General features: G+C 48.5%; 29 protein-coding genes. 22 read left to right on the top strand and 7 right to left on the bottom strand.

Annotated elements, in window-relative coordinates; genetic code table 11:
* Positions 1-175: 175 nt before the first annotated feature.
* The 3 genes from A7975_RS34195 to A7975_RS15555 all read left to right on the top strand — a co-directional run bounded on the left by A7975_RS34195 (position 176) and on the right by A7975_RS15555 (position 5,238).
* The gene (locus A7975_RS34195; protein WP_065385678.1) at positions 176-4,351 is read left to right on the top strand and encodes a hypothetical protein; all 4,176 of its coding nucleotides are present in this window, start codon (positions 176-178) and stop codon (positions 4,349-4,351) included.
* Positions 4,352-4,367: 16 nt separating this feature from the next.
* A complete protein-coding gene (locus tag A7975_RS15560; protein WP_065385677.1) occupies positions 4,368-4,619 on the top strand; it encodes a hypothetical protein in 252 nt (83 codons plus the stop codon).
* Between the two features lie 331 nt (positions 4,620-4,950).
* Positions 4,951-5,238, top strand: coding sequence for a HesB/YadR/YfhF family protein (locus tag A7975_RS15555; protein ID WP_065385676.1), 288 nt, complete (start codon positions 4,951-4,953; stop codon positions 5,236-5,238).
* A 131-nt stretch (positions 5,239-5,369) separates the two neighbouring features.
* Here the strand turns inward: A7975_RS15555 and A7975_RS15550 are convergent, their stop codons facing one another.
* Positions 5,370-6,107, bottom strand: a complete 738-nt coding sequence (locus tag A7975_RS15550) for a Crp/Fnr family transcriptional regulator (RefSeq protein ID WP_065385675.1) — start codon at positions 6,105-6,107, stop codon at positions 5,370-5,372.
* A gap of 237 nt (positions 6,108-6,344) precedes the next feature.
* On the opposite strand from A7975_RS15550, the gene A7975_RS15545 reads away from it, so the two are divergent.
* From A7975_RS15545 to A7975_RS15465, 17 genes are all read left to right on the top strand, one after another.
* A complete protein-coding gene (locus A7975_RS15545; protein WP_053372360.1) occupies positions 6,345-7,127 on the top strand; it encodes a formate/nitrite transporter family protein in 783 nt (260 codons plus the stop codon).
* Positions 7,128-7,129: 2 nt separating this feature from the next.
* Positions 7,130-8,044, top strand: a complete 915-nt coding sequence (locus A7975_RS15540; RefSeq protein WP_065385674.1) for an L-lactate dehydrogenase — start codon at positions 7,130-7,132, stop codon at positions 8,042-8,044.
* A 127-nt stretch (positions 8,045-8,171) separates the two neighbouring features.
* Positions 8,172-8,705: a DoxX family protein gene (locus tag A7975_RS15535; RefSeq protein ID WP_065385673.1), complete on the top strand. Its 534-nt coding sequence runs from the start codon at positions 8,172-8,174 to the stop codon at positions 8,703-8,705.
* Between the two features lie 180 nt (positions 8,706-8,885).
* Positions 8,886-9,788 (top strand): LysR family transcriptional regulator, encoded by a 903-nt coding sequence (locus tag A7975_RS15530; protein ID WP_053377433.1) that lies wholly within the window; start codon positions 8,886-8,888, stop codon positions 9,786-9,788.
* Positions 9,789-10,088: 300 nt separating this feature from the next.
* Entirely contained in the window at positions 10,089-10,925 is an 837-nt protein-coding gene (locus A7975_RS15525; RefSeq protein ID WP_053372357.1) for a transporter substrate-binding domain-containing protein, read from the top strand.
* Positions 10,926-10,951: 26 nt separating this feature from the next.
* The gene (locus tag A7975_RS15520; RefSeq protein WP_053372356.1) at positions 10,952-11,740 is read left to right on the top strand and encodes an amino acid ABC transporter permease; all 789 of its coding nucleotides are present in this window, start codon (positions 10,952-10,954) and stop codon (positions 11,738-11,740) included.
* Positions 11,730-12,440 carry an amino acid ABC transporter permease gene (locus tag A7975_RS15515; RefSeq protein WP_053372355.1) on the top strand — a complete coding sequence of 237 codons (711 nt, stop codon included), beginning with the start codon at positions 11,730-11,732 and terminating at the stop codon, positions 12,438-12,440. Before A7975_RS15520 ends, A7975_RS15515 begins: the two co-directional genes overlap by 11 nt.
* Entirely contained in the window at positions 12,437-13,189 is a 753-nt protein-coding gene (locus A7975_RS15510; protein WP_053372354.1) for an amino acid ABC transporter ATP-binding protein, read from the top strand. The genes A7975_RS15515 and A7975_RS15510 overlap by 4 nt, the downstream gene beginning before the upstream one ends.
* Positions 13,190-13,210: 21 nt before the next feature.
* The gene (locus A7975_RS15505; RefSeq protein ID WP_053372353.1) at positions 13,211-14,221 is read left to right on the top strand and encodes an LLM class flavin-dependent oxidoreductase; all 1,011 of its coding nucleotides are present in this window, start codon (positions 13,211-13,213) and stop codon (positions 14,219-14,221) included.
* Positions 14,218-15,408, top strand: a complete 1,191-nt coding sequence (locus tag A7975_RS15500) for an amidohydrolase (RefSeq protein WP_065385672.1) — start codon at positions 14,218-14,220, stop codon at positions 15,406-15,408. Before A7975_RS15505 ends, A7975_RS15500 begins: the two co-directional genes overlap by 4 nt.
* On the top strand, positions 15,365-16,528 hold the full coding sequence (gene solA, locus A7975_RS15495; RefSeq protein WP_065385671.1) for an N-methyl-L-tryptophan oxidase: 1,164 nt from the start codon (positions 15,365-15,367) through the stop codon (positions 16,526-16,528). The genes A7975_RS15500 and solA overlap by 44 nt, the downstream gene beginning before the upstream one ends.
* A 36-nt stretch (positions 16,529-16,564) precedes the next feature.
* Positions 16,565-17,059: a DinB family protein gene (locus A7975_RS15490; RefSeq protein WP_065385670.1), complete on the top strand. Its 495-nt coding sequence runs from the start codon at positions 16,565-16,567 to the stop codon at positions 17,057-17,059.
* 48 nt (positions 17,060-17,107) lie between these two features.
* Entirely contained in the window at positions 17,108-17,644 is a 537-nt protein-coding gene (locus A7975_RS15485) for a GNAT family N-acetyltransferase (RefSeq protein WP_065385669.1), read from the top strand.
* Positions 17,645-17,725: 81 nt separating this feature from the next.
* A complete protein-coding gene (locus A7975_RS15480; protein ID WP_053372348.1) occupies positions 17,726-19,054 on the top strand; it encodes an LLM class flavin-dependent oxidoreductase in 1,329 nt (442 codons plus the stop codon).
* 4 nt (positions 19,055-19,058) lie between these two features.
* Positions 19,059-20,279, top strand: coding sequence for a M20 metallopeptidase family protein (locus A7975_RS15475; RefSeq protein ID WP_255314295.1), 1,221 nt, complete (start codon positions 19,059-19,061; stop codon positions 20,277-20,279).
* 85 nt (positions 20,280-20,364) lie between these two features.
* Positions 20,365-20,604, top strand: coding sequence for a helix-turn-helix domain-containing protein (locus tag A7975_RS15470; protein WP_053372346.1), 240 nt, complete (start codon positions 20,365-20,367; stop codon positions 20,602-20,604).
* A 66-nt stretch (positions 20,605-20,670) separates the two neighbouring features.
* Entirely contained in the window at positions 20,671-20,958 is a 288-nt protein-coding gene (locus A7975_RS15465) for a 4a-hydroxytetrahydrobiopterin dehydratase (RefSeq protein ID WP_065385668.1), read from the top strand.
* Positions 20,959-21,040: 82 nt separating this feature from the next.
* On the opposite strand, the gene A7975_RS34915 is transcribed toward A7975_RS15465, so the two are convergent.
* From A7975_RS34915 to A7975_RS15445, 6 genes are all read right to left on the bottom strand, one after another.
* Positions 21,041-21,175 carry a DUF6254 family protein gene (locus A7975_RS34915; protein WP_231637296.1) on the bottom strand — a complete coding sequence of 45 codons (135 nt, stop codon included), beginning with the start codon at positions 21,173-21,175 and terminating at the stop codon, positions 21,041-21,043.
* Between the two features lie 116 nt (positions 21,176-21,291).
* Positions 21,292-22,152 carry an SDR family oxidoreductase gene (locus tag A7975_RS15460; RefSeq protein ID WP_065385667.1) on the bottom strand — a complete coding sequence of 287 codons (861 nt, stop codon included), beginning with the start codon at positions 22,150-22,152 and terminating at the stop codon, positions 21,292-21,294.
* The gene (gene uxuA / locus A7975_RS15455) at positions 22,149-23,240 is read right to left on the bottom strand and encodes a mannonate dehydratase (protein WP_065385666.1); all 1,092 of its coding nucleotides are present in this window, start codon (positions 23,238-23,240) and stop codon (positions 22,149-22,151) included. Before uxuA ends, A7975_RS15460 begins: the two co-directional genes overlap by 4 nt.
* Positions 23,241-23,260: 20 nt before the next feature.
* On the bottom strand, positions 23,261-23,938 hold the full coding sequence (locus A7975_RS15450) for a GntR family transcriptional regulator (RefSeq protein WP_065385665.1): 678 nt from the start codon (positions 23,936-23,938) through the stop codon (positions 23,261-23,263).
* A 147-nt stretch (positions 23,939-24,085) separates the two neighbouring features.
* Complete coding sequence (locus tag A7975_RS34190; protein WP_157265562.1) at positions 24,086-24,244, bottom strand: hypothetical protein; 159 nt, start codon at positions 24,242-24,244, stop codon at positions 24,086-24,088.
* Positions 24,245-24,353: 109 nt separating this feature from the next.
* Positions 24,354-25,235 carry an alpha/beta fold hydrolase gene (locus A7975_RS15445; protein WP_063845934.1) on the bottom strand — a complete coding sequence of 294 codons (882 nt, stop codon included), beginning with the start codon at positions 25,233-25,235 and terminating at the stop codon, positions 24,354-24,356.
* 220 nt (positions 25,236-25,455) lie between these two features.
* Here A7975_RS15445 and A7975_RS15440 point away from each other — a divergent pair, with 220 nt between their 5' ends.
* Together A7975_RS15440 and A7975_RS15435 are read left to right on the top strand one after the other, a co-directional pair.
* Positions 25,456-25,620 carry a DUF1328 domain-containing protein gene (locus A7975_RS15440; protein WP_065385664.1) on the top strand — a complete coding sequence of 55 codons (165 nt, stop codon included), beginning with the start codon at positions 25,456-25,458 and terminating at the stop codon, positions 25,618-25,620.
* A gap of 58 nt (positions 25,621-25,678) precedes the next feature.
* A complete protein-coding gene (locus A7975_RS15435; RefSeq protein WP_053372340.1) occupies positions 25,679-26,077 on the top strand; it encodes a YflT domain-containing protein in 399 nt (132 codons plus the stop codon).
* Positions 26,078-26,137 lie beyond the last annotated feature (60 nt).

Below are 26,137 nucleotides of genomic sequence, written 5' to 3'. Positions count from 1 at the left end.
TTGTGGCTGGTTTGCTTTTTTGTTGTGATTTTAGAGCAATATTTAAGAAATTAACCAACTTCGACATAAATCAACAAAATTCTGCAAAATGTCTTAATGAAAAAAGTCGAAATTAAGTGTATCTTAATAACTTAAGTATGATATGGAATTTTTTATCAGGATAAGGGGTTGTATAATGGCAGGAACCATACCTAAATCTACATCAGTAAATACGGCAATCGGAAAGGCAGTCGTTACGGCTGCAAAGGCGCAAGCGCCGGCACCACCAGCGCCAAAGCCGCCGGCCCCGCCAGCGCCAAAGCCGCCGGCCCCGCCAGCGCCAAAGCCGCCGGCCCCGCCAGCGCCAAAGCCTCCAGCCCCACCGGCACCAAAGCCGCCAGTTGTGACATCTACTCCACAAACAACGGCGACTGCAAATCAACAAATTTTAAAGGCAAAAGAAGAATATCAAGCAGCCTTGGATAAGGGCGACCGTGCTGCAATGGAAGCAGCCCGCAAAAAAGCGGATGCTCTGCGTCAACAGGGCGGGACAATAGGAGCAGACCAAACGTTAGAGCAAGCTCGCGTGATCGTATCCACCCCTACAACAAAACCGACTACTTCCAGCCCCAGCACAACGTATAACTCCCAGGGGCAAAAAAACACTGGGACGCCAAGTCAACAGAGCCTAAATGCTTCATTGGAACAGGCAAAGAAAGACTGGTGGGATGCAAAATTTAAAGGCGATCAGAAAGGGATGGAGAATGCAGCGCAATTGGGTGGACAATTGCGCAGCCAAGGTGCTCAAGAGACAGATGCAATTCGCCAGCTGGATGCAGCAAACACAGCTAAGCTGCAAAGTGCTGCACAAAACGCCAAGGATAAGGATTTGGATGCAGTGAAGCAGCTCTGGTGGGAAGCGCGTCTCAAGGATGATCAGAAGGGAATGGATGCTGCTGCTTTAAAAGGAGACGAGTTAAGAAGTAAGGGAGCCAAAGAAACGGATGCATCTAAGCAGCTTGATATCGAATATGCGGCTAAGCTAAAGATAATTCAAGAAAACAAGAAGCAGCTTGAGCAGAAAAAGCTGAATGAGCAGCTTGCTACCGTAAAAGAGAAATGGTGGATTGCTAGACTTAATGATAATACGGCAGGTGTCGATTCTGCTACAGCGGATGGTAAAGCTTTAAGGGATAAAGGAGCGCTAGAAACCGAGCAATCCCGCGCAATTGATGATCGTTATGGAGTCTTATTGCAAGAGAAGGTTTCCAATGAAAGTAAACTGCTGGATGAGAAGAAAAAGTGGTGGGATGCAAAGCTCAACCTAGATGCGTTAGGAATGGATAACGCCAAACGAGCGGCAGATAACCTGCGGGGAAAAGCGTATGTAAATGACCATACGAAAGCAATGGTTGATTTGGAGCAGCAGAACCTAAATTTTTTAAACGCTAAAGTCAGCTATTATAAAAATGTTATGGATTTGAATGCGGCTGGGAAACAAGCTGATCTACACGCAATGAATGAAGCGGCATCCAAAGGGGCGAGCCTTAAAGCTGGTATTAGCTATAAAATGGATGAAGCAAATAACAATATTATCGAATTTAGAAAAGAATACTGGCGCGAACGTGCTGACTATGACAGTAATGCCTATCAAGAAAGCGGAAAAGAAAATACATATCGTAATCAATTTGGGACTCTTTCCAGCTTACTTATTACAGGCGATAAGTATAACTTTGATAACGTCGCTAATGACATCATCTATAAGACATCAGTCAAATGGAGCAGCTATGCCGGGTATACGCAGAAAGAGATGTCAAATCATACAGCTAACGATTCGGCCATTCAAAATAATATTCGCCAAATGAATTCCGCAATGGGTACCGTTTTTACGAAAACAAAGCTTGATGTCGTAAATGAACAGATTATCGATTTACGCAAGCAGTATTGGAACGCAGTTGATCAGTACAAGGATTCAGGGGCATTTGAGAGCCGAATTAATAAAATGTTAAAAGATTATGGCAATATGGATGGTGTACTGAAAAAATCCAAACAAGAAACCATAAACAGGGAGTATAAAGCGAATCGTGATGCATTAAATAATTCCCTAACGACTGGAAACCACGAACAATCGATTCATTATATTAGAGCTTTGCAGCAAATGACCGAGCAATCCGGCAGTGACTTATCGATTCGTCGATCTGGTGCCGTGTTACAGCAATCCGTTGATCAATTAATGGTTCATATTAAATCGCAAGAGTGGGACAATCTCGTTAATCTTCGGAGCGACGAAGGCAGTCGGCTTGCGAAGGCGAAGACGGCAGTGAGAAATAACCTGCTGGCTGATATTGATAGTGCAGCTATTAAAGAACTCGACAGAACAAACTTTGTTATTATTTCAGCCAAAAAAGATTATTGGCAAGCGGCAGCCAATCTTTCGACAGCGTCGATGGAGCAGGCAAGGAGTACTTTGAGTAATGCTGCGAACAGCAAATATGCAAGTTTATCAGCGTCACTAGACACTGCATATGACCGCCTCTATCGTGAAGGTTTAGAAATCAGTTTGATGGAGTGGAGTAATAAAGGAAACGCAAGCAAAGATAGCGAAGTATCGAATAAACGTGAAGCTTTAACACGGTCTCTTAACTATGCCAGCAGCTTGACGAATAACATGATGGGAGCTATAGGGCAATCTTTTAGCGTGAATCGTCTAGATGCAGGAACGACACTTGATCGAACGTTAAATACGGTTTATCAAAATAAGGTAGCGCAGTGGCAAAATATTGCACGCTACGGGACAGAAATAGAGCCGCTTAACACGAGTATAGCGTCTAATATGCGATCCATTCAAAGCGTCCTTGATACCGTTAACATACAAATTGGCAAGGATCTGACACTTCCTGCTTTTGCTTTGGATCAGGCGAATGATCGATTATTGAAAGACCGAAATGGAATACTGAAAGCGATTGAGAGCGGAGACCGTGACCAAGCGAATGCTTTGTTTAACCAAGGTCTAAGTAGAGGAAGTGAAGGGGCATCTCTCAAAATATGGGAGCTTGTACCGAATTTAAGTACTGTCAATTGGAACAGGCAATCAGAATTAGAAGCAATGAATTTCAAAATAGACTACACGATTGAGTATGTAAATAAACAGTTTACAGAAAAAGAAATCTCAACATTACAATCCAACCTCGCCAAAATGAAAATCTATGAGGGACCGATCACAGGCAAATATGATAAACAGACCTATGTAGCGGTGTATGGTTACCATAAGCTTTTGGAGAGCGATGCTCGGGCTGTTAAATGGAAAAATGATGGTTATGATTTAGGCAAAGACGGATCGGTTACGAAGGAGCTATTAAATTTTGCAACAAGTGATGCGGGATTAGGCCGAACAAATAAGTATAAAATAGATAGCGAAAACTTAGCCAAAGCTGTGACTGTATTTGGCATTGGTGATGGAATGGTTTCGCAATTGGCAGCTGATGGTGTGGAATTTCTAAATGAGGCCGTTCAAATAAGCCCGATGAATCCATCGTTTTGGACAAAAACGCTTCCAGAAGCATGGTCGCTTGCTAAAGGAATTGTTACCGGAGAAATAACCGCTAAGGGACTGTTTGGAAATTTAGCAGACAGCTTGAAGCAGGAATTTGTGGAGCCGTTTACCTATATTAAAAACCATCAAAATGTGCTGAATGGAGATGCATCATACGAGGATGCTCGCCAGTTTGGCAAGAACCTTATGAAGGCCATTGAGGTGGTCGCTGCCGCTGTCTCTCTAGGAGCAGCAGGAGTAGCCAAGCTGGCATCTAAGATGCCGAAGCTTGTTGAGGGAATTAGGGATATTGCGACAACATCGCATGGCAAGTTGGATGAGCTTGAGAGCAAGGTTGTTAGGGGGACGGGTAATGGTCATCCTAATGGGACACCTAGTCCAACGCATAACGCTAAAGGTGAACGGCTTGATAATGTTGAAGTTCCAAAAGTTAAAAGACCAACAGGCTATGATGATTTTATCATGCAGGAAAATAAAGCCATAGAAATGTATAAGGGTTTCATAGCAATAAAAACTGATATTGGACAAATAGCAAAAAATACTGGTTGGAAGGAAGCGGATATTCAGCAGATCAAAAATCATCTGTTTATAAACTCGCATAAATTTGATAATGGAGAAGTAAGGAAATTTGATCCAGATTACCAACAAGCACTAGCTTGGAAGAGATTAAACGATGGTAATTATAATAAGTATGATATCCTATTGCTAAATCATGAGTTATTCGAATCAAATTATATGAAAAAGAACTCAATTACTTATGAAAAGGCACATAAGGAAGCTAACATGCATTATAATTGGGACATGGCTATACACGAATGAAACGGAGATGATTTTAGTGGCGATTTATGTAATGTTAGTGAAAGAAGAGGAAAATGATACTCATGTTATTTATCAATTCGGACCAGAAGAAGACAAATTGGGAAAGGTAAAACTAGACAAACGAACAGGAGATTTCGAAGAATTGTTACCCGTTCCTAATATTTCAAGAGAATCTAATTTTTATCTTTTTAGAGCTGTGTCTAGACTCCAAAAAATACTTAAAGAAAATAATGGAGTGTTTCCTGATACAACTTCGTTTGCATCTTGAATATGGACAATGTATGTTCATTGGTAACGGAGGCTACCCAGTGTCGAATGAATCCATTATTCAACTAATTACACCTGTAATCCATATAATGCTCATATAATGATTTAGTCATTTCGTTTGTATGCGCTGTAATGCTTGAACAGTATAACCAAAATAACGCTATTTCGTTACATTAAACAGGTTGATTATGGTCAGATACTACCATGATTGACCTGTTTTTTGTTATCTTCGCAAAAACTAGGATATTAATGGTACCTATCATTGAAGGGTTGACACCATTGCGCATATTCGTGATGATGGAGATAGTAAGAAGCGGAAGGGGATTGCGGCGATGAAATTGATAGTGGAACAGTCGGCGGCACACTGGTATAAGTCGGAAATGGGATTAACGGATGGAGAATCGGTTCGTATCTATGTCCGCTTGGGAGGCTGTGGCAGCGTTCACCCAGGTCTTTCGCTTGGCGTCACGAAGGAAGAGCCGAGAAACATTGGTTTAAGAGATGACGTAGCAGGCATTACTTATTATATAGAAGAAGATAATTTGTGGTATCTGGAAAATAAGTCGCTTCGGATCTCATTTGACGAGAAGTATGAAGAAATCAAAATGACTGTGGAATAATGACGCCAACGAGCCTTTAGAATCGCTTCTAAGGCTCGTTTGTCGTTTCTGTGACCATAAATAGTCGCAGTATCCTCTAAGTTATTTCGGTTGCGTATCCGCCGCATATGCAGCCATAGCCCACTCTCCTCCTACACTCGGCATATTTCAATCGGGCATAGCTCGCATCTGCAAGTATGGCGGAGATAGTCCATATTTTTGATGACAATGGTGCCGCTAATGATATCGAGCACCTCTGCCTTGCGCATATCGCTTAGCATCCGGTTGACGCTCTCCCGCGTTGCGCCAATCATTTCCGCGAGGTCCATGTTCGTCGCTTTGTAGTTGATTGCAATGTGGCTGCCTTGCTGGATGCCATACGAATTACTCATGCGGATAAGCAGCGAGCAAAGGGCGCCAGGCTTGCCGTAAAGCAGCAAATCCCGAAACTTGGCCTGCGTCATGCGGTACATCGCCCCCATCCAGCGCATGAATTCGATCGCTAGATCCCCGTTTTTAAGCAGCAGCCGCTCCAGCTCAGCTTGCTCAATTACCCCAAACTCCGCATCCTCGATGACCTCCGCGCTAAACGCCTGTACCGATGGCTGAAACGGTGTAATATGCCCGAACATATCGCCTGTATGATGAAGGTAAAGCGTAATTTTGTTGCCTGTGTCCGTCGTTTTAGTGAGCTTAACCCGGCCTTTTTTGACAAAATACATATATTCGGCAGATTCGCCCTCTTGAAATAGATATCCGTGGACTTCTACTTTTTTGGTATGCATGATCCCTTTTAGCTTATTGAAATTTTCCTCTGAAAAAAACGCGGCAACCCCTGTATCCTGCTTAATATCCCTATCATTCGGAAGCGCATTTATGCTAATCGCCATATGTGCCAGCCCCTCTCGGCTTATCTCTTTCTTCAATTATAAATAAGGGATCGCGGCAGTCCTATCGGGGAAGCTCCCTATTTATGAGGCACCTTTCGCGCAGAAACCCTGAGCGATAGTTCAGGGAGTTCCCCGACATACAAATGGAAAAGAATACCCTAAACTAAAGGTGTGGCAAGGGCAAGCGAAACGAGCCAAACTTCAGAGCTAACAACAAAACATTAGGAGGACTATCAGATGGAGCATGCTCCTTTGAGAAGGGTTGAGCAGCTTGCTTTGAAGAAGCAAAAAGTGTTTCTGACGAGCAAGCTGAGGTATATATTGCGAGCCATGCTGGCGAGTATGTTTATCGGGTTTGGCGTCATCGTAGCGTTCAAGACAGGCAGCTTCTTCTATGTCACGCATAGTCCGCTCACCTATCCGATGGCTGCCATCACGTTTGGGGCCGCGATCATTCTAATAGCCTACGGCGGAGGGGACCTGTTTACCGGCAACACCTTTTACTTCACCTTCACGGCACTCCGCGGCAAAATGAAATGGGCGAACGTAATCAAGCTATGGTGCACGAGCTACGCAGGCAATTTCCTGGGGGCAGTCGCCTTCGCCTTGCTGATCTGGGCAACGGGATTGTTTGAGGATGCATCGGTCAACGGATTTTTGCTTAGTGTCGTAGAGAAGAAGCTCCACGCACCGGTATGGGAATTGTTTTTCCGAGGGGTATTGTGTAACTGGCTCGTCTGCTTGGCCTTTTTTGTTCCGATGTCGCTGCGGGGAGACGGGCCAAAGCTGTTCGCGATGATGCTGTTCGTTTTCTGTTTCTTTATCTCAGGTTATGAACACAGCATTGCCAATCTTTGCACCTTCGCCATTGCGCTCGTTCTTAACCATCCGGGGACGATTTCACTCGGCGGCATGATTCATAACTTAGTGCCGGTGACGCTTGGCAATTTAATCGGCGGTTCAGTCCTTATGGGCTTCATGTATTATTTCGTAAATAAACCATTTGATGAGGTGGAATAACGATGAAAAAAACAAAAGTAGTAGTTATTGGAGTAGGGGCCGTAGGATCAACAACAGCATATACGCTGCTTCTTCGCAGCCGGATGGATGAGCTGGTGCTTATTGACGCCAATGCAGGCAAAGCAGTCGGAGACGCGCTCGATATGAATCATGGCATGCCGTTTCTCGGGCAGACAAAAGTATGGGCAGGCACTTACGAGGATTGCAAGGGCGCCGATATCGTCATTATTACGGCAGGGGCAGCCCAGAAGCCTGGCGAGCCAAGGCTTAACCTATTGAAGCGCAACATCGCCATTTATGAGAGCATCGTAACGGAAGTGTTGAAATACAATGATGACGGCATTCTGCTCATTGCGACAAACCCGGTAGATATTATGAGCTACTTCTGCTGGCAAAAATCCGGCTGGCCAACGCATCGCGTCATTGGCTCAGGCACATTGCTCGACAGCGCGCGCTTCCGCTATCTCATAGGCGAGCGGCTGCAGCTTGATCCGCGCAGCGTGCATGCCCATATTATTGGAGAGCATGGTGATTCCGAGCTGCCGGTTTGGAGCCTAGCCAACGTTGCAGGATCGTCGATTGCGCTTAGCGAGGAAGAGAAATCGGACATTTTTGCCCATACGAGAGATGCAGCCTATGAAATTATTGAAGCGAAGGGCGCGACTTATTACGCCATTGCGCTGGCATTGGATCGAATCGTAACAGCTATTTTGCGCAATGAATCGGCGGTGCTCAACGTGTCCACGCTCGTAGAAAACTATCACGGCTTATCGGATGTGTACATGGGCGTTCCATGCGTCGTCGATCGCCAAGGAGTGAGAGAAGTGCTTGATATCCCGATTACCGAAGAGGAAAAAGCTTTGCTCCACCGTTCCGCAAACAAGCTGAAGGAGCTAATAACAACGATTTCGGTATAACAAGCAGTTCAGGCATTGGACCTGAAAATAGGCTATCAATCCTGCTAAGAATGTGAAATGGATCACATACTTTACGCTAAACAAGGCTTATAGTGAAGATAGATCATAAAAAAAGGAGCTGATCCTCATGGTGATCAGATGGCTAAGCGAAAATAAATATGCAGCGGGTTTAATGCTTTTGCTTCGTGTATACTTGGGCTGGCAATGGCTGAGCGCGGGCTGGCATAAGCTTGGAGGCTTCGATGCGAGCGGATTTTTGAAGGGTGCAATCGGCAATCCGGTGGTAGATAAGGCTACTAATGAATTAGTTTATCCGACGTTTACCGCGTTTCTTGAGCATGTTGCGCTGCCGAACGCCAAAATCATTAACGTACTCATTCCTTTAGGCGAATGTTTGGTCGGACTTGGACTTATACTAGGGGCGCTAACGACGGCCGCCGCATTTTTTGGGCTCTTAATGAACTTCATGTTCATGTTCGCAGGCACCGTATCGACTAACCCATGGCTGATGCTGATCGGGATACTCGTATTCGCGGCAGGAGCGAACGCAGGAAAATTCGGCTGTGACTTCTTTGTGCTTCCGTATCTGCGCACGCTGATTCAAAAAATCAGAAACCGTAACGGCACCGTTCATTTAAGCAATAAGACATTCCCTCGTTAATTAGGCAGCCGAGAGTGCATTGTTCACTCTCGGCTTTTTGCTAGGAAGTCGAATAACGGAACACTGGGCCGGATGCGGCTAAACGAATGTTTGATTGACAGCGAACGTTTAGTTTGTTATTTTTAATTAAATATATTCTCATTGGTTTAGTCGGTATTAGGTGAGCGAGGGGTGTTTCCTATCAATATTGAAAATATCGAGGCATTCGTCTACGTCATCCATTGCGGGAGCTTTAATAAGGCTGCTGAAGCTTTGTATTTGTCCCAGCCTTCGGTAACGGCCCGGATCAAGTCGCTTGAGCAGGAGCTCGACTGCAAGCTGTTCGACCGGCAAGGCAAGCAGATCCAAATTACAGAGGATGGCAAACGGTTTTTGCCATACGCGCAGCAGCTGCTTCTTATTTATCAAAAGGGCAAGCACCATATCAACCAGAAGAAATCGCTGCCGAATGAGTTCCGAATCGGCTGTACCGTATCGGTTTCCAATTATATCATCCCGGATTTATTGCCGCGTTTAAAGCTAAAATTTCCGAATACTCATTATAAGCTGGTCACAGGCACTACGGATGAGATTATGAATAAAGTGCTCAGCAAGGAAGTGGATATCGGTTTTGTGCGCAATGTGAATCATCCGAGCCTGCAGTCCACTAAATTTTACGAGGACCCCATCCGGCTGTATGCCTATGACGGGCATCCTTTTTTATCGACGGCTAAGCTGACGATTGAGGCCATTGCGGAGCAGCCGCTCGTATTTTTTGAATGCGGCTCCTTAGACTGGCTTCGCATCCATCGCATCTTCGAACATCTGGAATCGCCGCCCAATATTCAAATCCATACGGATAACTCTGAAATGGCCAAAAAGCTCGTCATTCAGAAGGCGGGCATCTGCTTTCTCCCCGACTTGTGCGCCAAGCAAGAATTAGAAGACGGGAAGCTTTACCCGATCCGTGTTCCCGAGACGGAAGGCATCTCATTGCAGACCAATCTGATTTCGCAGCACGGCGAGCATCTTGAATTGCTGGATGCCATTGCGGACATCGGCAAACAATTGGCTGAAGCAAAGCTGAGCTTATCGGCAATTTGAGAGCTGTTATAGAAAAGCTCTATTATCAAAAAGCGTGTTTGTCATGATACATTTATATTGTCAGTAAAGCCGATTGGAATAATGTAGTTAAGCCTATTCGTCCGCTGCTCCTTCTGAAGCAGCGGTTTTTTTATTGGAATGGGATCGATCGGACAAATCAATTTACTTATAGAAGATCTCTATAAGGAAGAGGATTGACGAAGGCAGCAATCAGGTGGTAAAGTATGTTCAACGCTAATCCTTACTTAACAGGTAGGAATTATAAGAATTTAAAACTTAACGACTTTGGGGGAGAAAAAAATGAAAAAACGTTTTATTCTATCGATCGCACTTATCCTTACGCTAACGATTGCAGGCTGCGGCAGCAAAGAAAATAATGCCGGAAATAAATCAGAACCAGCAAGCGGAGAAGCTTCCGAGAAAGTGACTAAGATCGTTGTAGGCACAGGAACACAATTCCCTCAAGTTTGCTTTATTGACGAGAACGGCAAGTTGACGGGCTTTGACGTAGAGCTTGTAAGAGAAATTGACAAGCGCCTTCCTGAATACGAATTTGATATCCAAACGCTTGAATTCACGAACCTGCTTCTAAGCTTGGAAACGAAAAAAATCGATCTGGTCGCTCACGAAATGGAGAAGAACCCAGAACGCGAACAGAAGTATTTGTTCAGCACTGAGCCATATGCGCACTGGAGAAACAAAATCGTTGTAGCGAAGGATAATAATTCCGTTCAAACGTTGGATGATCTTAAAGGCAAAAAAGTGTTGACGACGGCTACGAGCGCCCAATCGACAATCCTTGAGAACTATAACAAAGAAAACAACAATGCGATTAAGATCGTTTACCAAAACGGCGGCGCGAACGACGAAGTAGCGCAAGTAGCATCAGGTCGTGTCGATGCATTCCTTGCGGCTGACTTTACCCTATCGCTTGTCGATACGAAGAAAGAGCTGAAAACAGTAGGTCCAGCACTTAGCGAAGCGGATATCCTGTTCATGTTCCGCAAAGATGATCCTGAGCAGAAGAAGCTTGCTGATGCGGTTGACGGAGCAGTCAAAGAGCTGAAAGCAGACGGTACGTTAGGTAAACTAAGCGCAGAATGGCTGGGCAACGACTTTACTTCCGAAGAAAAATAAGCGCGAGTGAAAGGTGAGATCACTAGATGGGAGAACCATTTGATATTAGTTATGTGTTCGAGTATCTAGTAAAGCTGCTACCTACCTTGAAAATCACTCTACTCATTGTAGTGAGTTCCATCGTACTTGGGCTGGGCGTCGGGTTTATCGTCGCCCTTCCCCAGCTTTATAAGATTCCGGTCTTAAGACGATTTTCGCAAATTTACCTTTCCTTTTTTAGAGGAACTCCGATATTGATTCAGCTTTTTTTGTTTTATTACGGCCTTCCTGAGGTTTTAAAAGCCTTTAACTTGGACGTAGCTAAAGTGCCGGCAATCTATTTTGTCATCCTGACATATGCTTTGCACAGCGGAGCATACATGGCGGAAATGATCCGCGCTGCTGTAGGCGCTGTAGACCGCGGGCAGGTTGAAGCGGCCTATGCGGTTGGCATGACAGGCTTTCAAGCTTTCACAAGAATTGTGCTCCCGCAAGCCATGGCGATTTCGATTCCTGTACTCTCCAATTTGGTCATTGCCAATTTGAAGGATACTTCGCTCGCCTTCTCGCTAGGCATTATGGAAATGACGGGCAAGTCGCAGACGCTCGCCATCATGTCCAGACATTTTGTCGAAACGTACATCTCACTGGCTATTATCTACTTCATTATCAGCTTTGGGCTGGAGAAGCTGTTCCATCTTCTAGAGCGCAAATTGTTGAAGCACGAGCACCGTTTGGCGTCAGAGGATAAGGAGCCCAGCTTGAAAAAAAAGAAAACGAAGTGGCTGGAAATAAAGCCGGGCTTTAGCAGAGGAGGCAGGGAAAATGAAGCTTGATTTTGCATTCATATGGACGGCATTTGTTCAGCTGCTATCCGCAGTGCCGACAGCTTTGGCGATTACGGCCGTTTCTATTTTTTGCGGTCTTATCATTGGAACATCCATTGCCATCATAAGACTGTATAAAGTTCCTGTCCTTTACCCTATCGCTGCATCCTATGTGACGTTTATACGCGGAACGCCTATGTTAACCCATTTATTGCTTATCTATTTCGGATTGCCGATTATTGTTGACGGCATTGCTGAAGCGCTTGGCTTATCGTTCCGGTCGATCTCCATTCCCATGATCGGATTCGCTTATATTTCATTCTCCATTACGGCTGGCGCTTATTTGTCAGAAGTCGTAAGATCAGGCCTGCTTGCCGTTAATCGCGGACAAATCGAGGCAGCCTACTCCATTGGGATGACGAGTTCCCAGGCGATGCGCAGAATTATTTTGCCGCAAGCCTTTGCCGCAAGCTTGCCTAACCTATCGAACTCGATCATAGGCATGCTGCATGGGACGACGCTGGCATTTACAGTATCGGTCGTGGACATTAATGCAAAAGCACAAATCGTTGCAACGACGAATTGGAAGTTCTTTGAGGCATATCTTGCTGCAGCCCTAATTTTCTGGGGATTAACGTTTATTATTGAGCGGCTGACCGCGTTAGCCGAGAAGCGCTTTAACCTTTACAACCGAGGCGGTGTTTCATGATTAAGCTGACACAGATTAGGAAGAGCTTTGGTCGCAATGAGGTTTTGAAAGGGATTGACCTTACCGTTAAGAAAGGCGAGGTTGTTGCGATACTTGGACCAAGCGGTTCCGGTAAAACAACGCTTCTGCGCTGCATCAACTACATGGAGAAGCCAAACGACGGCCAAATCTCCATCGACGATTTTAACGTAAATTGCAAGCGTCCAGACAAAAAAGACATCCATACCCTTCGTCAGAAGACGGCTATGGTTTTTCAACAATATAATTTGTTCAAGCATAAAACGGCCGTGGAAAATGTAATGGAAGGGCTCGTTATCGTAAAGAAGCTTTCCAAGGACGAAGCTCGCAAAAAAAGCGTGGAGCTGCTTGAGAAGGTTGGGCTTGGCAACAAGCTGGATGCCTATCCGAGCGAGCTTTCCGGCGGACAGCAGCAGCGCGTTGGCATCGCTCGCGCGCTAGCGCTAAATCCGGAGGTCATCTTGTTCGATGAGCCAACCTCGGCGCTTGATCCGGAGCTCGTTGGCGAGGTGCTTGGCGTCATTCGCAAAATCGCGAAGGAAGGCATTACGATGATTATCGTAACGCATGAAATGAGCTTTGCGCAGGACGTTGCGAGCCACGTTGTGTTTATGGATGGCGGCGTCATCGTTGAAGAGGGCAATCCAAGCAAGATTTTTAACGATCCAAAGGAAGAAAGAACGAAACAATTTTTGAAACGGATCACACCTGAAGGTGTCTATTCCATCTAACTAATAGAGGAGCGAATCAATATGTCACTAAAATTTGGCATTCTGGATCAAAGTATTATTTTCCCCGGGCAAACCGCTGCAGAAGCGCTAGGCAATACCGTCAAGCTGGCGCAGCTGGCTGAATCGCTTGGTTTCGAGCGCTTCTGGGTATCGGAGCATCATGATTCCCCAGGCATGGCCGGATCCTCGCCAGAGGTGCTTATTGCTTATTTGCTGGCTCAAACAACATCGATCCGTATCGGTTCAGGCGGCGTTATGCTGCAGCATTACAGCCCTTATAAAGTAGCGGAAAACTTTAATGTGCTTGCTTCCTTGGCGCCGGGTCGCGTTGAGCTCGGCATCGGCCGTGCGCCAGGCGGACTGCCTCGTTCGACTAAGGCTTTGCAGAAGGGCATAGCGGAAGCCGCGACTTTAGCAGAGAAGCTGACGGAGCTGGAGCATCTGCTCCATGCCAAAGCTGGCGAAGAGCATCCGCTGGCAGGTCTTGAAGCAAGCCCGCTGCCAACGCAGCCTGCTGACATCTATTTGCTCGGCACAAGCGTTTCGAGCGCGGAGCTGGCTGCGGAGAAAGGGTATCCGTATGCCTTTGCCCTATTTATTAACAATGATCCCGAGACGGCCCGCAAAGCGATTGATACGTACCGAAGCAACTTTAATCGTTCGCTTGGCGCAGAGCCGAAGACGATTCTTGCCTTGTCAGTCATTGCTTCGGATTCGGAAGAGGAAGCAAATGAGCTGGCCGGACATTTCAAAAACGTTAGAGTTACGCTCGCAAGCGGCAAGACGGTTAACGTAGGCTCGTTGGAGCAGGCGAAGGAATTCGCTAGGCAAGCCGGCGAGGAATTTACAGCTGAAGAAAGGGAAGCGGATATTACGAGAGGCACAAAGGAAACGGTTCGCAAGCGGCTGCTCGAAATTCAAGAGCAATACGGCGTCGACGAATTTGTGTTTACGACGATTATCCCTGATTTCGCCAAACGGATACGCTCCTTTGAGCTATTGAAAGAAGCGTTTGAAGGGGAATTGGTATGAGCGATTTCTCGGCAGAATCGATTGAACGGCAATTAGTCGCAATCAGGCGGCAGCTGCATGAGCATCCGGAGCTATCCCATGAGGAATACGAGACGACGGCTGCCATTCGCGGCTGGCTGACGGAGGCAGGCATCCGAATTGTTGATTATGGACTCAAAACCGGCGTTATCGCAGAGGTTGGCGGCCAAAATGGCGGCCCGACCGTTGCGGTTCGAGCGGACATAGACGCGCTTCCGATACAGGAGGAGACGGGACTCCCGTTCGCTTCCAAAATAGCAGGCAAAATGCATGCCTGCGGCCATGATTTCCATACCGCTTCTATTCTTGGCACAGCGTTCTTATTGAAGGAGCGGGAGCAGGAGCTGCAAGGGACCGTGCGGTTTCTGTTCCAGCCCGCCGAAGAGAAAGCGAAGGGCGCAGGGCAGCTCATCGCAAGCGGCGCGCTGAAAGGCGTGGATGCGGTGTTCGGCATGCACAACAAGCCGGATTTGCCGGTTGGTACGATTGGCATTAAGGGCGGCCCTATCATGGCGGCGGCAGACGGTTTTGCCGTTGAAGTGGAAGGAAGAGGCAGCCATGCGGCGGTGCCTGAGGCTGGCCTTGATCCGATCGTCACCTCGGCTCACATCATTACGGCGCTGCAATCGATCGTAAGCCGCAACGTAAGCGCGCTGGATAGTGCGGTCGTTAGTGTGACGAGGCTGAATGCGGGAACGGCTTGGAATATTATTTCCGATAAGGCGGTATTCGACGGCACGCTGCGAACATTCGACGAGCATGTCCGCAAGACGGTTCGCGAACGGTTCGAGCAGGTCGTAAACGGGGTATCCGCAGCCTTTGCCACGAAGGCGCAAGTGAAATGGATTGAAGGGCCGCCGGCTGTCGTGAATGATCAGAAATGGGCAGATCAAGCAACTGTAACGGCAGAGGCTCTTGGATTTACAGTCGTAAGTCCGACGCCATCCCCGGCAGGCGAGGACTTTGCCTTTTATTTGAAAGAAACGGAGGGGCTGTTCGTGTTTCTTGGAACGGCCGGCCCGCAGGAATGGCATCATCCGGCATTTGATTTGGATGAGAAGGCACTGCCGATCGCGGCATCGTTTTTTGCCAAACTAGCTTCAGACGCTTTGCGCAAGCTGGCGGATGAGCGCTTGCCGGGAGGACGACAACATTCCAAAATCGTATGATGTCATCGTTGTAGGAGCAGGCTCAATGGGCATGAGCGCCGGCTATGAACTGGCATCACGCGGAGCGAAGACGCTGCTCATAGATGCTTTTGACCCGCCGCATAACATGGGAAGCCATCATGGGGAGCCACGGCTGATCAGGCATGCTTATCATGGCGGCGGCACGTACGTGAAGATGGCGCTTCGCGCAGATGAACGGTGGCTGGCATTAGAGAAAGCAACCGGGCTAAAGCTGCTGGAGCGCTCCGGCGTGCTGAACATGGCGGAAACGAGCTATTACAATTACGAAGACAGGCTTGACGATGCTGCCGCGAATGGCGTTCAAGTTGAATTGCTGCGCGCGGCTGAGATTAACCGCCGCTTCCCGGGCATTCAGCTCGCAGATTCCTTTCAAGGGATGTACGAGCCGAATGCAGGCTACTTATATAGTGAGCAATGTGTATCTGCCTACAAGCAGCAAGCTCTTGCAGCTGGCGCGGAGCTGATGGCGAACAGCTTCGTAACGCATATCGAGGCTAGTCCCTCCAACGTTGCTGTTCATACAAAAGAGGCAGCGTATACGGCACCGCTAATCATTATTACCGTCGGCGCTTGGTTCAAAATGTTATCGGATCATGTGAGCCTGCCGATCCGTGCGGTTCGCAAGGTGGTCGGCTGGTTTGAAACGAGCTCGGCAAATTTTGATGCAGGTGTTTTTCCAGGTTTTACATGGGGCGGTGCGGCTGGCGGCTATTACGGCTTTCCGAGCATCGGAGGCGCTGGCATTAAGATCGGCCGCCATGATACGGGAGTAGAATGGTCGCCGGGCGAGCCGCTTGCGCCGTTTGGCGCTTACCCGGAAGACGAGGAAGATCTTCGCCGCGCGCTGGATGCCTTTGTGCCAGGCGCAGCGGGCAAGCTGCTGCAAAGCGCAGTATGCAAATATGAGTTTACGCCTGACGAGGACTTCATTATCGATGCGCATCCTGAGCATGCCAATGTGCTGCTCGCGGGAGGGTTCTCCGGCCATGGCTTTAAGTTCGCTAGCGTCGTTGGCGAGATTTTGGCGGATAAATTGGAAAAGAAGGATACGGGTTATGATCTTGGCTTATTCGAGATTAGCCGTTTCTCTAACAAATAAAATGATCATTTTTGCTATTCATAAGGAGGAGCTTACATGAGCCAGTCAACTGTCGATGTTCAAGCCTATTTGCAGGCGTATGATCAAATTGAGGAAGAAATTAAAGGATTGTCGGAGGAACAGCTGAAATGGAAGGCCGCGCCGGCATCATGGAGCGTAACGGAGGTGCTTGCCCACCTTGTTGACCACAGCATCATCGTATCCTTCCGCATCCGCGAGATATTGTCAGGCTCAGAAGCTAGATTGCCAGCCTTCAACCAAGATGCATGGGTATCCGGCCAGAAGGCAAACGAGGGAGATGCGCAGGAGATCCTCACTGCAGCGCGCGCGTTTGTCCAATATAACAGCCTGCTGTTTAATCGGTTGACGGAGGAAGAATGGAATAAGACCGGCATTAACTTTAAAGGCGAGCCCGTATCGATAGCAGCTATCGTGCCTGCTTTTGTAAAACATGTGCAAGGCCATTTAGCGCAAATTCGCCGGATCAAGCAGGGAGAAACAGAAGCTCAAGGCACTAGCTGCACGATTTAATGCTGCAAGGATTTGCTATTATTTTTTGTGGAGAGCGGGTGGAGGGGCATGTCAGCTAAAGCGGTAATCATTCGTAGTGCCGAGCTATCCGATCAGGAGGCGATCCGGGAAGTGCTGCTTGATGCTTACGGGCAATATGAGCATGAGCTGCCGGAGCCGCGCTGGATCGAGTATAAGGAAAGCATACTGGCATCCGTTGAAGGAGCGGCTACCAAGGAGCGTTTAGTAGCCCTGCTGGATGGAGTGGTTGTTGGAAGCGTGTTTCTATTTGATTCCTCAGAAGCAGCCTATGGGCGGCCTGAACTTAATATTCAATCCCCGATTATTCGGCTGCTTGCCGTGTCGAAGAATGCCCGCGGCTACGGCGTCGCAACGGAGCTTATACGCGCCAGCGCGCAGCTTGCGCGGAACTGGGGCGCAGAGACGCTGCATCTCCATACCTCCGACATGATGGATTCCGCCGTAAGATTGTATGAGCGGCTTGGGTTTGAGCGAGCGTACGACAAAGATATTATGAATGGGGAAACGCTCGTTAAGAGCTACTGGCTTCAACTGAAGGAAGCGGCTTTGCTGCAAGCGCAATAGAGGGATAAGGCTTCTTGCAATAAGACGACAATTACGGAATAGTTCAAATACAATCATAAGTGATACGGGAGGCTGTTTAAAATGGCGAATCGCAAACAAATTAAGTTTGGCGCATTGATTCATGGTGTTGGAGGCAACGTGTCGGCTTGGCGTCATCCTGAGGTTCCGGCTGACGCGAGCGTGAACTTTCAATTTTATAAGCAGCAGGCACAGACGGCAGAAGCGGGCAAATTCGATCTCGTTTTTATCGCAGACGGCTTATATATCAACGAGAAGTCGATCCCGCATTTCTTAAACCGTTTTGAGCCGCTTACGATATTGTCGGCGCTTGCGGCTGCTACGTCGAAGATCGGTCTAGTTGGCACGCTTTCGAGCTCATACAGCGAGCCATTTACGGTAGCTAGACAGTTCGGCTCGCTAGATCATATCAGCGGCGGCCGCGCAGGCTGGAATGTAGTTACTTCACCGCTTGAGGGCTCCGCGAGCAACTTTAGCAAAACCGATCACCCGACGCATGACGAGCGTTACAAAATAGCAGAAGAGTACTTGGAAGTGACGCGCGGCCTATGGGATTCATGGGAAGACGATGCTTTCGTAAGAGATAAAGAGTCCGGCGTGTTTTTTGATCCGTCTAAGCTGCACCGTCTGGATCATAAAGGGGAGTATTTCTCCGTTCAAGGTCCGCTTAACATCGCCCGCTCGAAGCAAGGGCACCCGGTTATTTTCCAAGCGGGCTCATCCGAGAGCGGCAAGAAGCTGGCGGGCAAAGCGGCGGATGCGGTGTTTACCGGACATGAGAACATCGAGGAGGCAAAGGCCTTTTATAAGGATGTTAAAGACCGTACAGTAGCGGAAGGACGTTCGGTGGATGATATCGTTATTCTTCCAGGCATCGGTCCAATTATTGGACGCACCGAAGAGGAAGCGGAGCGCAAGTATCAAGAGCTGGCTGAACTAGTCACAATCGAGAACGCTTTGAATTATTTGGGACGTTTCTTCGAACATCACGATTTCTCGCAATACCCGCTAGATGAACAGTTCCCTGACCTTGGCGATTTGGGACAAAACAGCTTCCGCAGCGGCACCGACAAAATCAAGAAGGCGGCGAAGGAGCAAAAGCTGACGCTTCGTCAGGTAGCGCTGCAATCGGCTACGCCGCGCGGACAATTTGTGGGCACGCCGGAGAAGGTTGCCGATCTCATTCAGCAGTGGCATGAGGAAGGCGCAGCGGATGGATTCATTATTCATTCCTCCATTCCGAGCGGCTTGAACGACTTTGTTGAACTCGTCGTTCCGATTCTTCAGGAGCGCGGCATTTATCGTACGGAATATGAATCGGATACGCTTCGCGGCAACCTAGGCTTGCAGGTGCCGGTTAATCGTTATACCAAAGAAAAAGTGAACAGCTAACGAGGTGGATACGACTCCGATTTATACGCTGCTGGAGGAACGGGAGCAGGAATGGATAACGCTAAGAAGGGAATTCCACCGCCTGCCTGAACTGATGTATGACGTAGATCGGACCTCGGAGAGGATTGCAGCGCTTCTGGAGCATTACGGCCTTGAGGTTCAGCGGGGCGTAGGGAACCATTTCGGCAAAGGAGTCATCGGGTTGCTGCGCGGCGGCAAGCCCGGCAAGACGATTTTGCTGCGAGCGGATATGGACGCGCTGCCGATTCAAGAGCGAAATGACGTTCTCTATCGTTCAACCATCGATGGCGTCATGCACGCCTGCGGCCATGATGCCCATATAACGATGCTGCTTGCTGCAGCTTGCGCGCTAAGCCGCTTTCGGGAGCAGCTGGAAGGGTCAGTAAGATTTGTGTTCCAGCCAGCGGAAGAAGGTGCGGCGGCAAGTCCGCTTGACGGCAGACTGTTAAGCGGCGGGCGAGATCTGGTCGAGAGCGGGGCGGCGGACGAGGTGTCCGCCGCTTTTGCTTTCCATGTATGGCCGGAGCTGCCAGCACTGCAAGTCGCCGTTCACCGCAAATATGCGATGGCGGCCTCCTCGCATTTCCGGGTTTCGTTCCGAGGACGGTCAGGCCATCACGGCGCTCAGCATTTAGCTGCCGACGCGCTGCTGATGACCGCACATTTTGTAACCGAATCACGCGCTGCCGTAGCAAGCGCCGTAGATCCTCACGAGCCGGTAGCCTTTGCATTTGGCAGGCTCCAAGCAGGGACGGTCATTAACGCCATTGCGGAGTCAGGCGAAGTGGAAGGAACGTATCGCGCCTTCGAGCCGCATACGGTAGACCGTATTCGCAGCATCATCGAACGCTGCGCAGCCGCATGTGCGGACCGGTTTGGCGGCGAATATGAGACCCGGTTCCGCATGGGAAAGGCGCTGCTTAATGATGCCGCTGCTGCCGCGCTAGTGCAGCGTGCAGGCGAGAAAGTTTTCGGCGATGGAAATTCCAGCGTGCTCGACAAGCCAAGCCTTGCCGGCGAGGACTTCAGCTATTATTTGGACAAAGCACCGGGAGCTATGGTACTAATCGGCGTAGGCAATACGGATAAAGGAATCATCCACCCGCTGCATCACCCGCAATTCGATCTGGATGAGCGCGCAATTGTACTCGGAGCGAAGCTGCATGTGCAGCTTGTGGCGGATGCGCTGGCTGCTGATTTCTAAACGTTTCCGGTTATGCTTTACTTGTAATAGAGAACGGGCTTCTGGGTTAAACTGGTATTGTAAATCCACTACTGGAGGCAGCGCGATGCATATAGAGCTTGGCCCCTGCCTGCTCGAGCAGCGTCTGGCGGAGCGTGGCATGTCGAAGGAGAAGCTTGCGGCGGAGCTGCGCATTAGAGCGGAGCGAATAGGCGATTTTATTAGCGATAAACGAGTGATGCCGCTCAGAACAGCGATTGCTATAGCTGACATTGTAGCGTGCGATGTTCGTGATCTCTATGAGCTGCGCTCATTGAAGCAAAGAGAGGAGTCCTTGCAGCCATAACTGCGAGGGCTTTTTCTTGTGACTAAGACGGGCTGCGTAGTAAAATGGGGCAAAGGAGTGGAGCGTATGAAGCTTACAGAGGCGGAAATCGAGCAGAGCTTGGCGGCAAGCGAGGGCTGGAAGAGAGAAGAGGGCAAGTGGATCGTCAAAAAATATCGATTCCATTCTTTTATGGGTGCCATCCAATTCGTCAACAAAGTGGCTGAGGCCTCGGAGCAGCTTAATCACCACCCCTTAATAGCGATCGATTATAAAATGGTTACGCTTCGTTTGACGACGTGGAATGATGGCGGACTAACCGGACTGGATTTTAAAGCGGCGGCAGCATTTGACCGGTCATATGTCCGCGAATAGTGATCAATATGTCAAAGCCCTCTGACCCAAGCAAAGCAATGGGGCAGAGGGTTTGTTTGATGCGCAATGCTGCGATTATCGCTTATGAATCTTGTTTGGCTTTTATGTTTGCGTCTTCTTGGCTTAGCTCTTCAAGCGACTTCACTTTGCCATGCGGATGCTGCGTATGCTTACGCTGGTTCCATGCATTTTCACGGCGGCCTTTGGATGATGTCATCGTCTTTCCCCTCCTTTCCTCCTGTAGGGTGGCATATTACAGCCAAACTCATACGGAGGTTTCACAATCGGTATCGGGAAGAAAAAGGTGACCGAACACATTCATCAGCCTTCCAGTTAAACGCCCGAATAAGCTAAAAATCCGCCGTCAACGGGTATGGTTGTACCGGTTACGAATCCAGCCGTCGTATCGTCCGCGAGCCATAATAATGCCCCAAGCAGATCCTCCGGCTTGCCGAAGCGCCGCATTGGCGTGTGGGAAATGATTTTGTCTGACCGTTCCGTTAATGAGCCGTCATCGTTCTTTAGAAGCTTACGGTTCTGCTCGGTGAGGAAGAAGCCGGGGGCAATCGCGTTAACTCTAATGCCCGACTCTGCAAGGTGAACCGCCAGCCACTGGGTGAAGTTGACGATAGCAGCCTTGGCTGCGCTATAGGCAGGAACCTTGGTCATCGGCGACGGCGCGCTCATCGACGAGATGTTAATAATCGTTGCGCCTTGCCTCCCAAGCATTTGCTCTGCAAATATTTGAACCGGGATCAGCGTGCCGACAAAGTTGAGATCCATAACGCTGCGAAAGCCGTCAACGCTTAAATTAAATAACGTCGTCAGGTTGTCCGCATTCAGATGCTCCGGCTTAAAAGTCTCGTTCGTTGTATTCGCGCTTGGATGGTTACCGCCAGCGCCATTGATCAAAATATCGCAGGGGCCAAGCTGCTCTAACACGGAAGCGCCAGCGGATCTTGTGCTTTCGATGCTCGTTACATCGCAGGCTACCGCAATTGCCGTACCGCCGGCGTTCGTAATTTCGGCTGCAACGGCAGCGCCTTTCGCTAATGTGCGATTAAGAATCGCAATTTTAGCGCCCTGGCGAGCAAGCTCAAGCGCCATGACGCGGCACAGCACGCCTGCGCCGCCGGTAATGACCGCTACTTTGCCGTTTAGCGATTCATGCATGGGGAGCGGGGGCTGAGTCATCCTTTCACCGCCTTCGGCTCGGAGGAAGTGGCCGCAAGCTGATTAGCATCCCAAAGTCCCCACAAATACATAATGCCGAGCGCGCGGTCGTATAAGCCATATCCCGGTCTGCACTGCTCATCCCAAATATGGCGCCCGTGATCAGGCCTTGCGTAGCCGGTAAATCCGATCTCATGATAAGCGCGTACGATTCCAGCGATATCGACTGTGCCATCCTGCGTACGGTGGGAGGTCTCGATAAAATCTCCGTTTTCGTAAACGCGAACGTTGCGGATATGCGCGAACGGAATGCGGTCCGCGAACTCATGAATCATCGAAATAATGTCATTGCTCGGATTCGCGCCAAGCGAGCCGCTGCACAGCGTTATGCCGTTATAGGGGCTGTCGTACAGCTTCAGAAACGTTCGGAAGTTTTCCTGGCTGGTCATAATGCGCGGCAAGCCGAACACCGGCCATGGCGGATCATCCGGGTGAATCGCCATTCGAATGCCGCTGCGGGCTGCGACCGGAATGATTTCATTTAGAAAATAGCGGAGGTTTTCCCACAGATGCGCCTCCGTCACGCCTTGATACGCTTCAAACAGCTGAGTCAAATGCTGAAGCCGCTCCGGCTCCCAGCCAGGCATAGTCAGTGCCGAGTTGGCATTGATTTCTTCAACCAATTGAAACGGGTCGGCGCCTGTAATCCGGTTATTTTCATAAAATAAAGCGGTAGCGCCGCTATCCATCCTCTTGTGCAGATCGGTGCGCAGCCAATCGAAAATCGGCATAAAGTTGTAGCAGATGACTTTGACGCCAACGCTGCCGAGCTTCTCGATTGTTCTTTTATAGTTTTCGATGTATCGATCACGAGAGGGCAAGCCCAGCTTAATATCCTCATGTACGTTAACGCTCTCAACTACGTCGATATGCAGGCCGTATCGTTCCGCTTGCTGCTTTACCTCCAAAATCCGCTCCAGCGGCCATTCCTCGCCTGCCGCCAAATCGTGCAGCGACCAGACTATGCCGTCCGTGCCCGGAATTTGTTTAATATAGCTAAGCGGGACCGTATCATTTCCTTCGCCAAACCATCTGAACGTCATCTGCATGCGAATCGATCCTCCTATTGTCATTTATAATAATTCGGATATTTTTCTTTCAGCAAGGCTTGATCGGCAATATTCAATGAAAGATGCTCTTTCATTATCCGCTCGGCGGCCGGACCGTCCTGTGCCTTTATCGCGTCCGCCATGAAGCGGTGCTGCTCATAAAGATGAGCATAGTTATGGTCATCCACGAGCCTCAGCATGCGGCTGCGATTCAAGTGAGCGTTCATTTGCTGCATGATTAACCAGGTGTGGCTTTTGCTCGTGCCATCGAACAAAATACGGTGGAAAGCATCATCAAGCTCCAGCATGCTTTTATCATCCTCAAGCCGAACGCATTCCTCTTGGCGGCGAAGGTTCTCTTCGAGCAGCAGCAGGAAAGGCTCCGGAAAATGGTCGCATGCGAGCAATATAACGGCCTTCTCCAGCTGCTCCCGCATAAATCTCGCTTCTTCAACAAGCATCGTATCAATGAGTGAAACGAAAGTGCCGCGCTGCGGAAGCACTTGAACAAGTCCTTCTTGCGCAAGGCGGAGAAAGCTTTCTCTCACGGGCGTGCGGCTGACATTAAATAAGAGAGCGGTTTCATTTTCGGATAAAGGGGTTCCGGGCGGCAGCTCAAGCTTCAATATTTGTTCTTTGAGCTGCGTATAGACCGCATCCCTAGTGGAAAAAGGCTGCGGGCGCAATTGATAATCCATAGGCTCATCCCTTTCGGCTTTACACTACCATACTACCATACAAGTTAGAACGTGTGAAGCTAAAAACGCCAAAAGGGCTGCCCCAAAAAGTAGGAAATCTACTTTCCGGGACAGCCCTTCCGTATGATTCATATCCGTTATTTTGCGCTAATCGGCATTGCTCCAAGTTGTTTCATTACCGCTAACAGGACAAGAAGGGAATTTTTCTCCCTTTTGCAGCTTATCTTTCTTGCCTGATTTTGAAATGTAGTTGCCATCATGCTTAACAATTTCTCCCGTTCGATAAGAAGTATTCGTACTACTCATAGTAACTAGCACCTCCAGTTATTTTGTGGCAGATGATAGGGGTTGTCTGCCTATTCTTATTTACCCAATCGGACTTGCTTTGAATCAGCATTCTAAAAAATGATTGCTGTTATTTTCCAGTCGGCAATTCCGTTTTGCCCTCGGTTCTCGTTTTCTCACGCTCCAAGAGCGTTTTCAAATAAGTGGACATGACCCGGGCGAGCTGATCGGATACTTCAACAAGACTCATATGCGCCACATCCTCGAACGTCGTTTCAAGAATATGCGGATATTTATAGGTCGTTTCAGGCTGATCGAGGCTCGTAACCGTAAAGGTGTCATTCGGCTTAATGACGGCATCCTCTGCACCGGCTACCAGCAATACTGGGAATTTGGCTTCAGCGAGCACATGACTCCGGTCAGGACGCTGCATCATGCCTAATAGCGTAGAGATCACGGCATGTGCTTCCATCTGCTGGCCGACTCCGATCATCTCATTGACCTCATCGCGCATTTCCCCGAGTTTCTCGTCGGTAAACAAATTCGGGATGATGCCGTAAAGGTATTTGCTAATGCCTTTTTCGCGAATCGCTTCAATATCATCCGCTCTTTTTTCCTTAATCTCATTTGTGTCCGGCAGCACTGTCGAATGAATGAGCGCGAAGCCAGCCAGCTTTTTGGGATATTTTTCCGCAAAAGCAGCCGTTACATAACCGCCTAAGGAGTGGCCGAACATGACGACCTTCTCAATCTTAAGCGCATCCAGCATTGCTGCAATATCTTCTGCCATTACTTCCATTGTATAGGTCCCCTCGGGTGAGGAGGACTCCCCGTGACCACGAAGATCCGGGATGATGACGCGATACTGATCGCTCAGCATCGGACAAATTTTTTGCCAGTATTGGGATGAGCCGCAAAAGCCGTGGAGCAATACGATTACGTTTCCATTACTACTTCCACATTCTTCATAGACTAAATCGATGCCATTAACGTGTATACGCTGTTTTTCCATCGATCTCACCAGCCTTTTCTATTATCGATTTGATTTATTTGGTGTAGTCTCTTAACCTCATCAACCGCTTCTGAAACATTTAAAAGCAATGGTTTCTATTTCTTCATTAATAGCGGCGTTTGGAGGCTGGAAACCTAAAAATAGCCTGTTTCAAAGGGCGCAGCGCTGGTTAATAACATGACAAGTTAACAAAAACAGTTTCGAAGGAAGGATGATTCCAATGTTAGGATGGGCATTATTATTTTTCATTTTTGCAATCGTCGCAGGCATTTTCGGCTTCTTAGGAATTGCTTCCGCATTAGCTGGGATCGCAAAAATATTATTCGTCGTATTCGTCGTACTCTTTATCGTATCTCTCATTGTCGGACGAAGACGGGTTAGTTAACAACGTTCAAAGGAAGTACGCCAATACCAAAATAAAATGAATAGCAGGAGGAATTACAATGAATAATCTAACTAATACGAAGGTACACACGGTCAATAATGCAGTGGAGGTTCAAGAGCAGGTGTATAAGTTCCAAACGGAAGGATATGCGAAGGACAAAATTTTCGTGCTGACGCATGATAAAGACCGGACAAAACGGATCGTCGACAACACGGATGCTGAGAAAATCGGCATTGCCGAGGAAGGCCTTGGGACAGCAATCGCGAACATTTTCCGCTCGAACGGTGATGAGCTGCGGGCCAAGATGAGGTCGCTGGGTATTTCCGAGACAGATTCAGAGCGTCTAGAGCGTGAGATGGACCAGGATAAAATTTTGGTCATCGCTTGGGGCGGCAAGGAGTATACGGGCGATGAGTTTGACCCGGCTGTTTATTACTACCCGCACTATGTCGTATAAGCGATCGATTGCACGATAGATTGAAATGAAGTGAACAAAGGCCTATCCGGGAGGATAGGT

The sequence above is a fragment of the Bacillus sp. FJAT-26390 genome (genome assembly GCF_001682865.1).
GTDB lineage: Bacteria > Bacillota > Bacilli > Paenibacillales > Paenibacillaceae > Pristimantibacillus.
This window is presented reverse-complemented; position numbering and strand designations above follow the sequence as displayed.

Coding starts and splice junctions, on each gene's coding strand:
- A7975_RS34195 (WP_065385678.1), top strand. CDS start 176: ATGGCAGGAACCATACCTAAATCTACATCAGTAAATACGGCAATCGGA.
- A7975_RS15555 (WP_065385676.1), top strand. CDS start 4,951: ATGAAATTGATAGTGGAACAGTCGGCGGCACACTGGTATAAGTCGGAA.
- A7975_RS15550 (WP_065385675.1), bottom strand. CDS start 6,107: ATGGCGATTAGCATAAATGCGCTTCCGAATGATAGGGATATTAAGCAG.
- A7975_RS15545 (WP_053372360.1), top strand. CDS start 6,345: ATGGAGCATGCTCCTTTGAGAAGGGTTGAGCAGCTTGCTTTGAAGAAG.
- A7975_RS15540 (WP_065385674.1), top strand. CDS start 7,130: ATGAAAAAAACAAAAGTAGTAGTTATTGGAGTAGGGGCCGTAGGATCA.
- A7975_RS15535 (WP_065385673.1), top strand. CDS start 8,172: ATGGTGATCAGATGGCTAAGCGAAAATAAATATGCAGCGGGTTTAATG.
- A7975_RS15525 (WP_053372357.1), top strand. CDS start 10,089: ATGAAAAAACGTTTTATTCTATCGATCGCACTTATCCTTACGCTAACG.
- A7975_RS15520 (WP_053372356.1), top strand. CDS start 10,952: ATGGGAGAACCATTTGATATTAGTTATGTGTTCGAGTATCTAGTAAAG.
- A7975_RS15515 (WP_053372355.1), top strand. CDS start 11,730: ATGAAGCTTGATTTTGCATTCATATGGACGGCATTTGTTCAGCTGCTA.
- A7975_RS15510 (WP_053372354.1), top strand. CDS start 12,437: ATGATTAAGCTGACACAGATTAGGAAGAGCTTTGGTCGCAATGAGGTT.
- A7975_RS15505 (WP_053372353.1), top strand. CDS start 13,211: ATGTCACTAAAATTTGGCATTCTGGATCAAAGTATTATTTTCCCCGGG.
- A7975_RS15500 (WP_065385672.1), top strand. CDS start 14,218: ATGAGCGATTTCTCGGCAGAATCGATTGAACGGCAATTAGTCGCAATC.
- solA (WP_065385671.1), top strand. CDS start 15,365: ATGAGCGCTTGCCGGGAGGACGACAACATTCCAAAATCGTATGATGTC.
- A7975_RS15490 (WP_065385670.1), top strand. CDS start 16,565: ATGAGCCAGTCAACTGTCGATGTTCAAGCCTATTTGCAGGCGTATGAT.
- A7975_RS15485 (WP_065385669.1), top strand. CDS start 17,108: ATGTCAGCTAAAGCGGTAATCATTCGTAGTGCCGAGCTATCCGATCAG.
- A7975_RS15480 (WP_053372348.1), top strand. CDS start 17,726: ATGGCGAATCGCAAACAAATTAAGTTTGGCGCATTGATTCATGGTGTT.
- A7975_RS15470 (WP_053372346.1), top strand. CDS start 20,365: ATGCATATAGAGCTTGGCCCCTGCCTGCTCGAGCAGCGTCTGGCGGAG.
- A7975_RS15465 (WP_065385668.1), top strand. CDS start 20,671: ATGAAGCTTACAGAGGCGGAAATCGAGCAGAGCTTGGCGGCAAGCGAG.
- A7975_RS34915 (WP_231637296.1), bottom strand. CDS start 21,175: ATGACATCATCCAAAGGCCGCCGTGAAAATGCATGGAACCAGCGTAAG.
- A7975_RS15460 (WP_065385667.1), bottom strand. CDS start 22,152: ATGACTCAGCCCCCGCTCCCCATGCATGAATCGCTAAACGGCAAAGTA.
- uxuA (WP_065385666.1), bottom strand. CDS start 23,240: ATGCAGATGACGTTCAGATGGTTTGGCGAAGGAAATGATACGGTCCCG.
- A7975_RS15450 (WP_065385665.1), bottom strand. CDS start 23,938: ATGGATTATCAATTGCGCCCGCAGCCTTTTTCCACTAGGGATGCGGTC.
- A7975_RS34190 (WP_157265562.1), bottom strand. CDS start 24,244: ATGAGTAGTACGAATACTTCTTATCGAACGGGAGAAATTGTTAAGCAT.
- A7975_RS15445 (WP_063845934.1), bottom strand. CDS start 25,235: ATGGAAAAACAGCGTATACACGTTAATGGCATCGATTTAGTCTATGAA.
- A7975_RS15440 (WP_065385664.1), top strand. CDS start 25,456: ATGTTAGGATGGGCATTATTATTTTTCATTTTTGCAATCGTCGCAGGC.
- A7975_RS15435 (WP_053372340.1), top strand. CDS start 25,679: ATGAATAATCTAACTAATACGAAGGTACACACGGTCAATAATGCAGTG.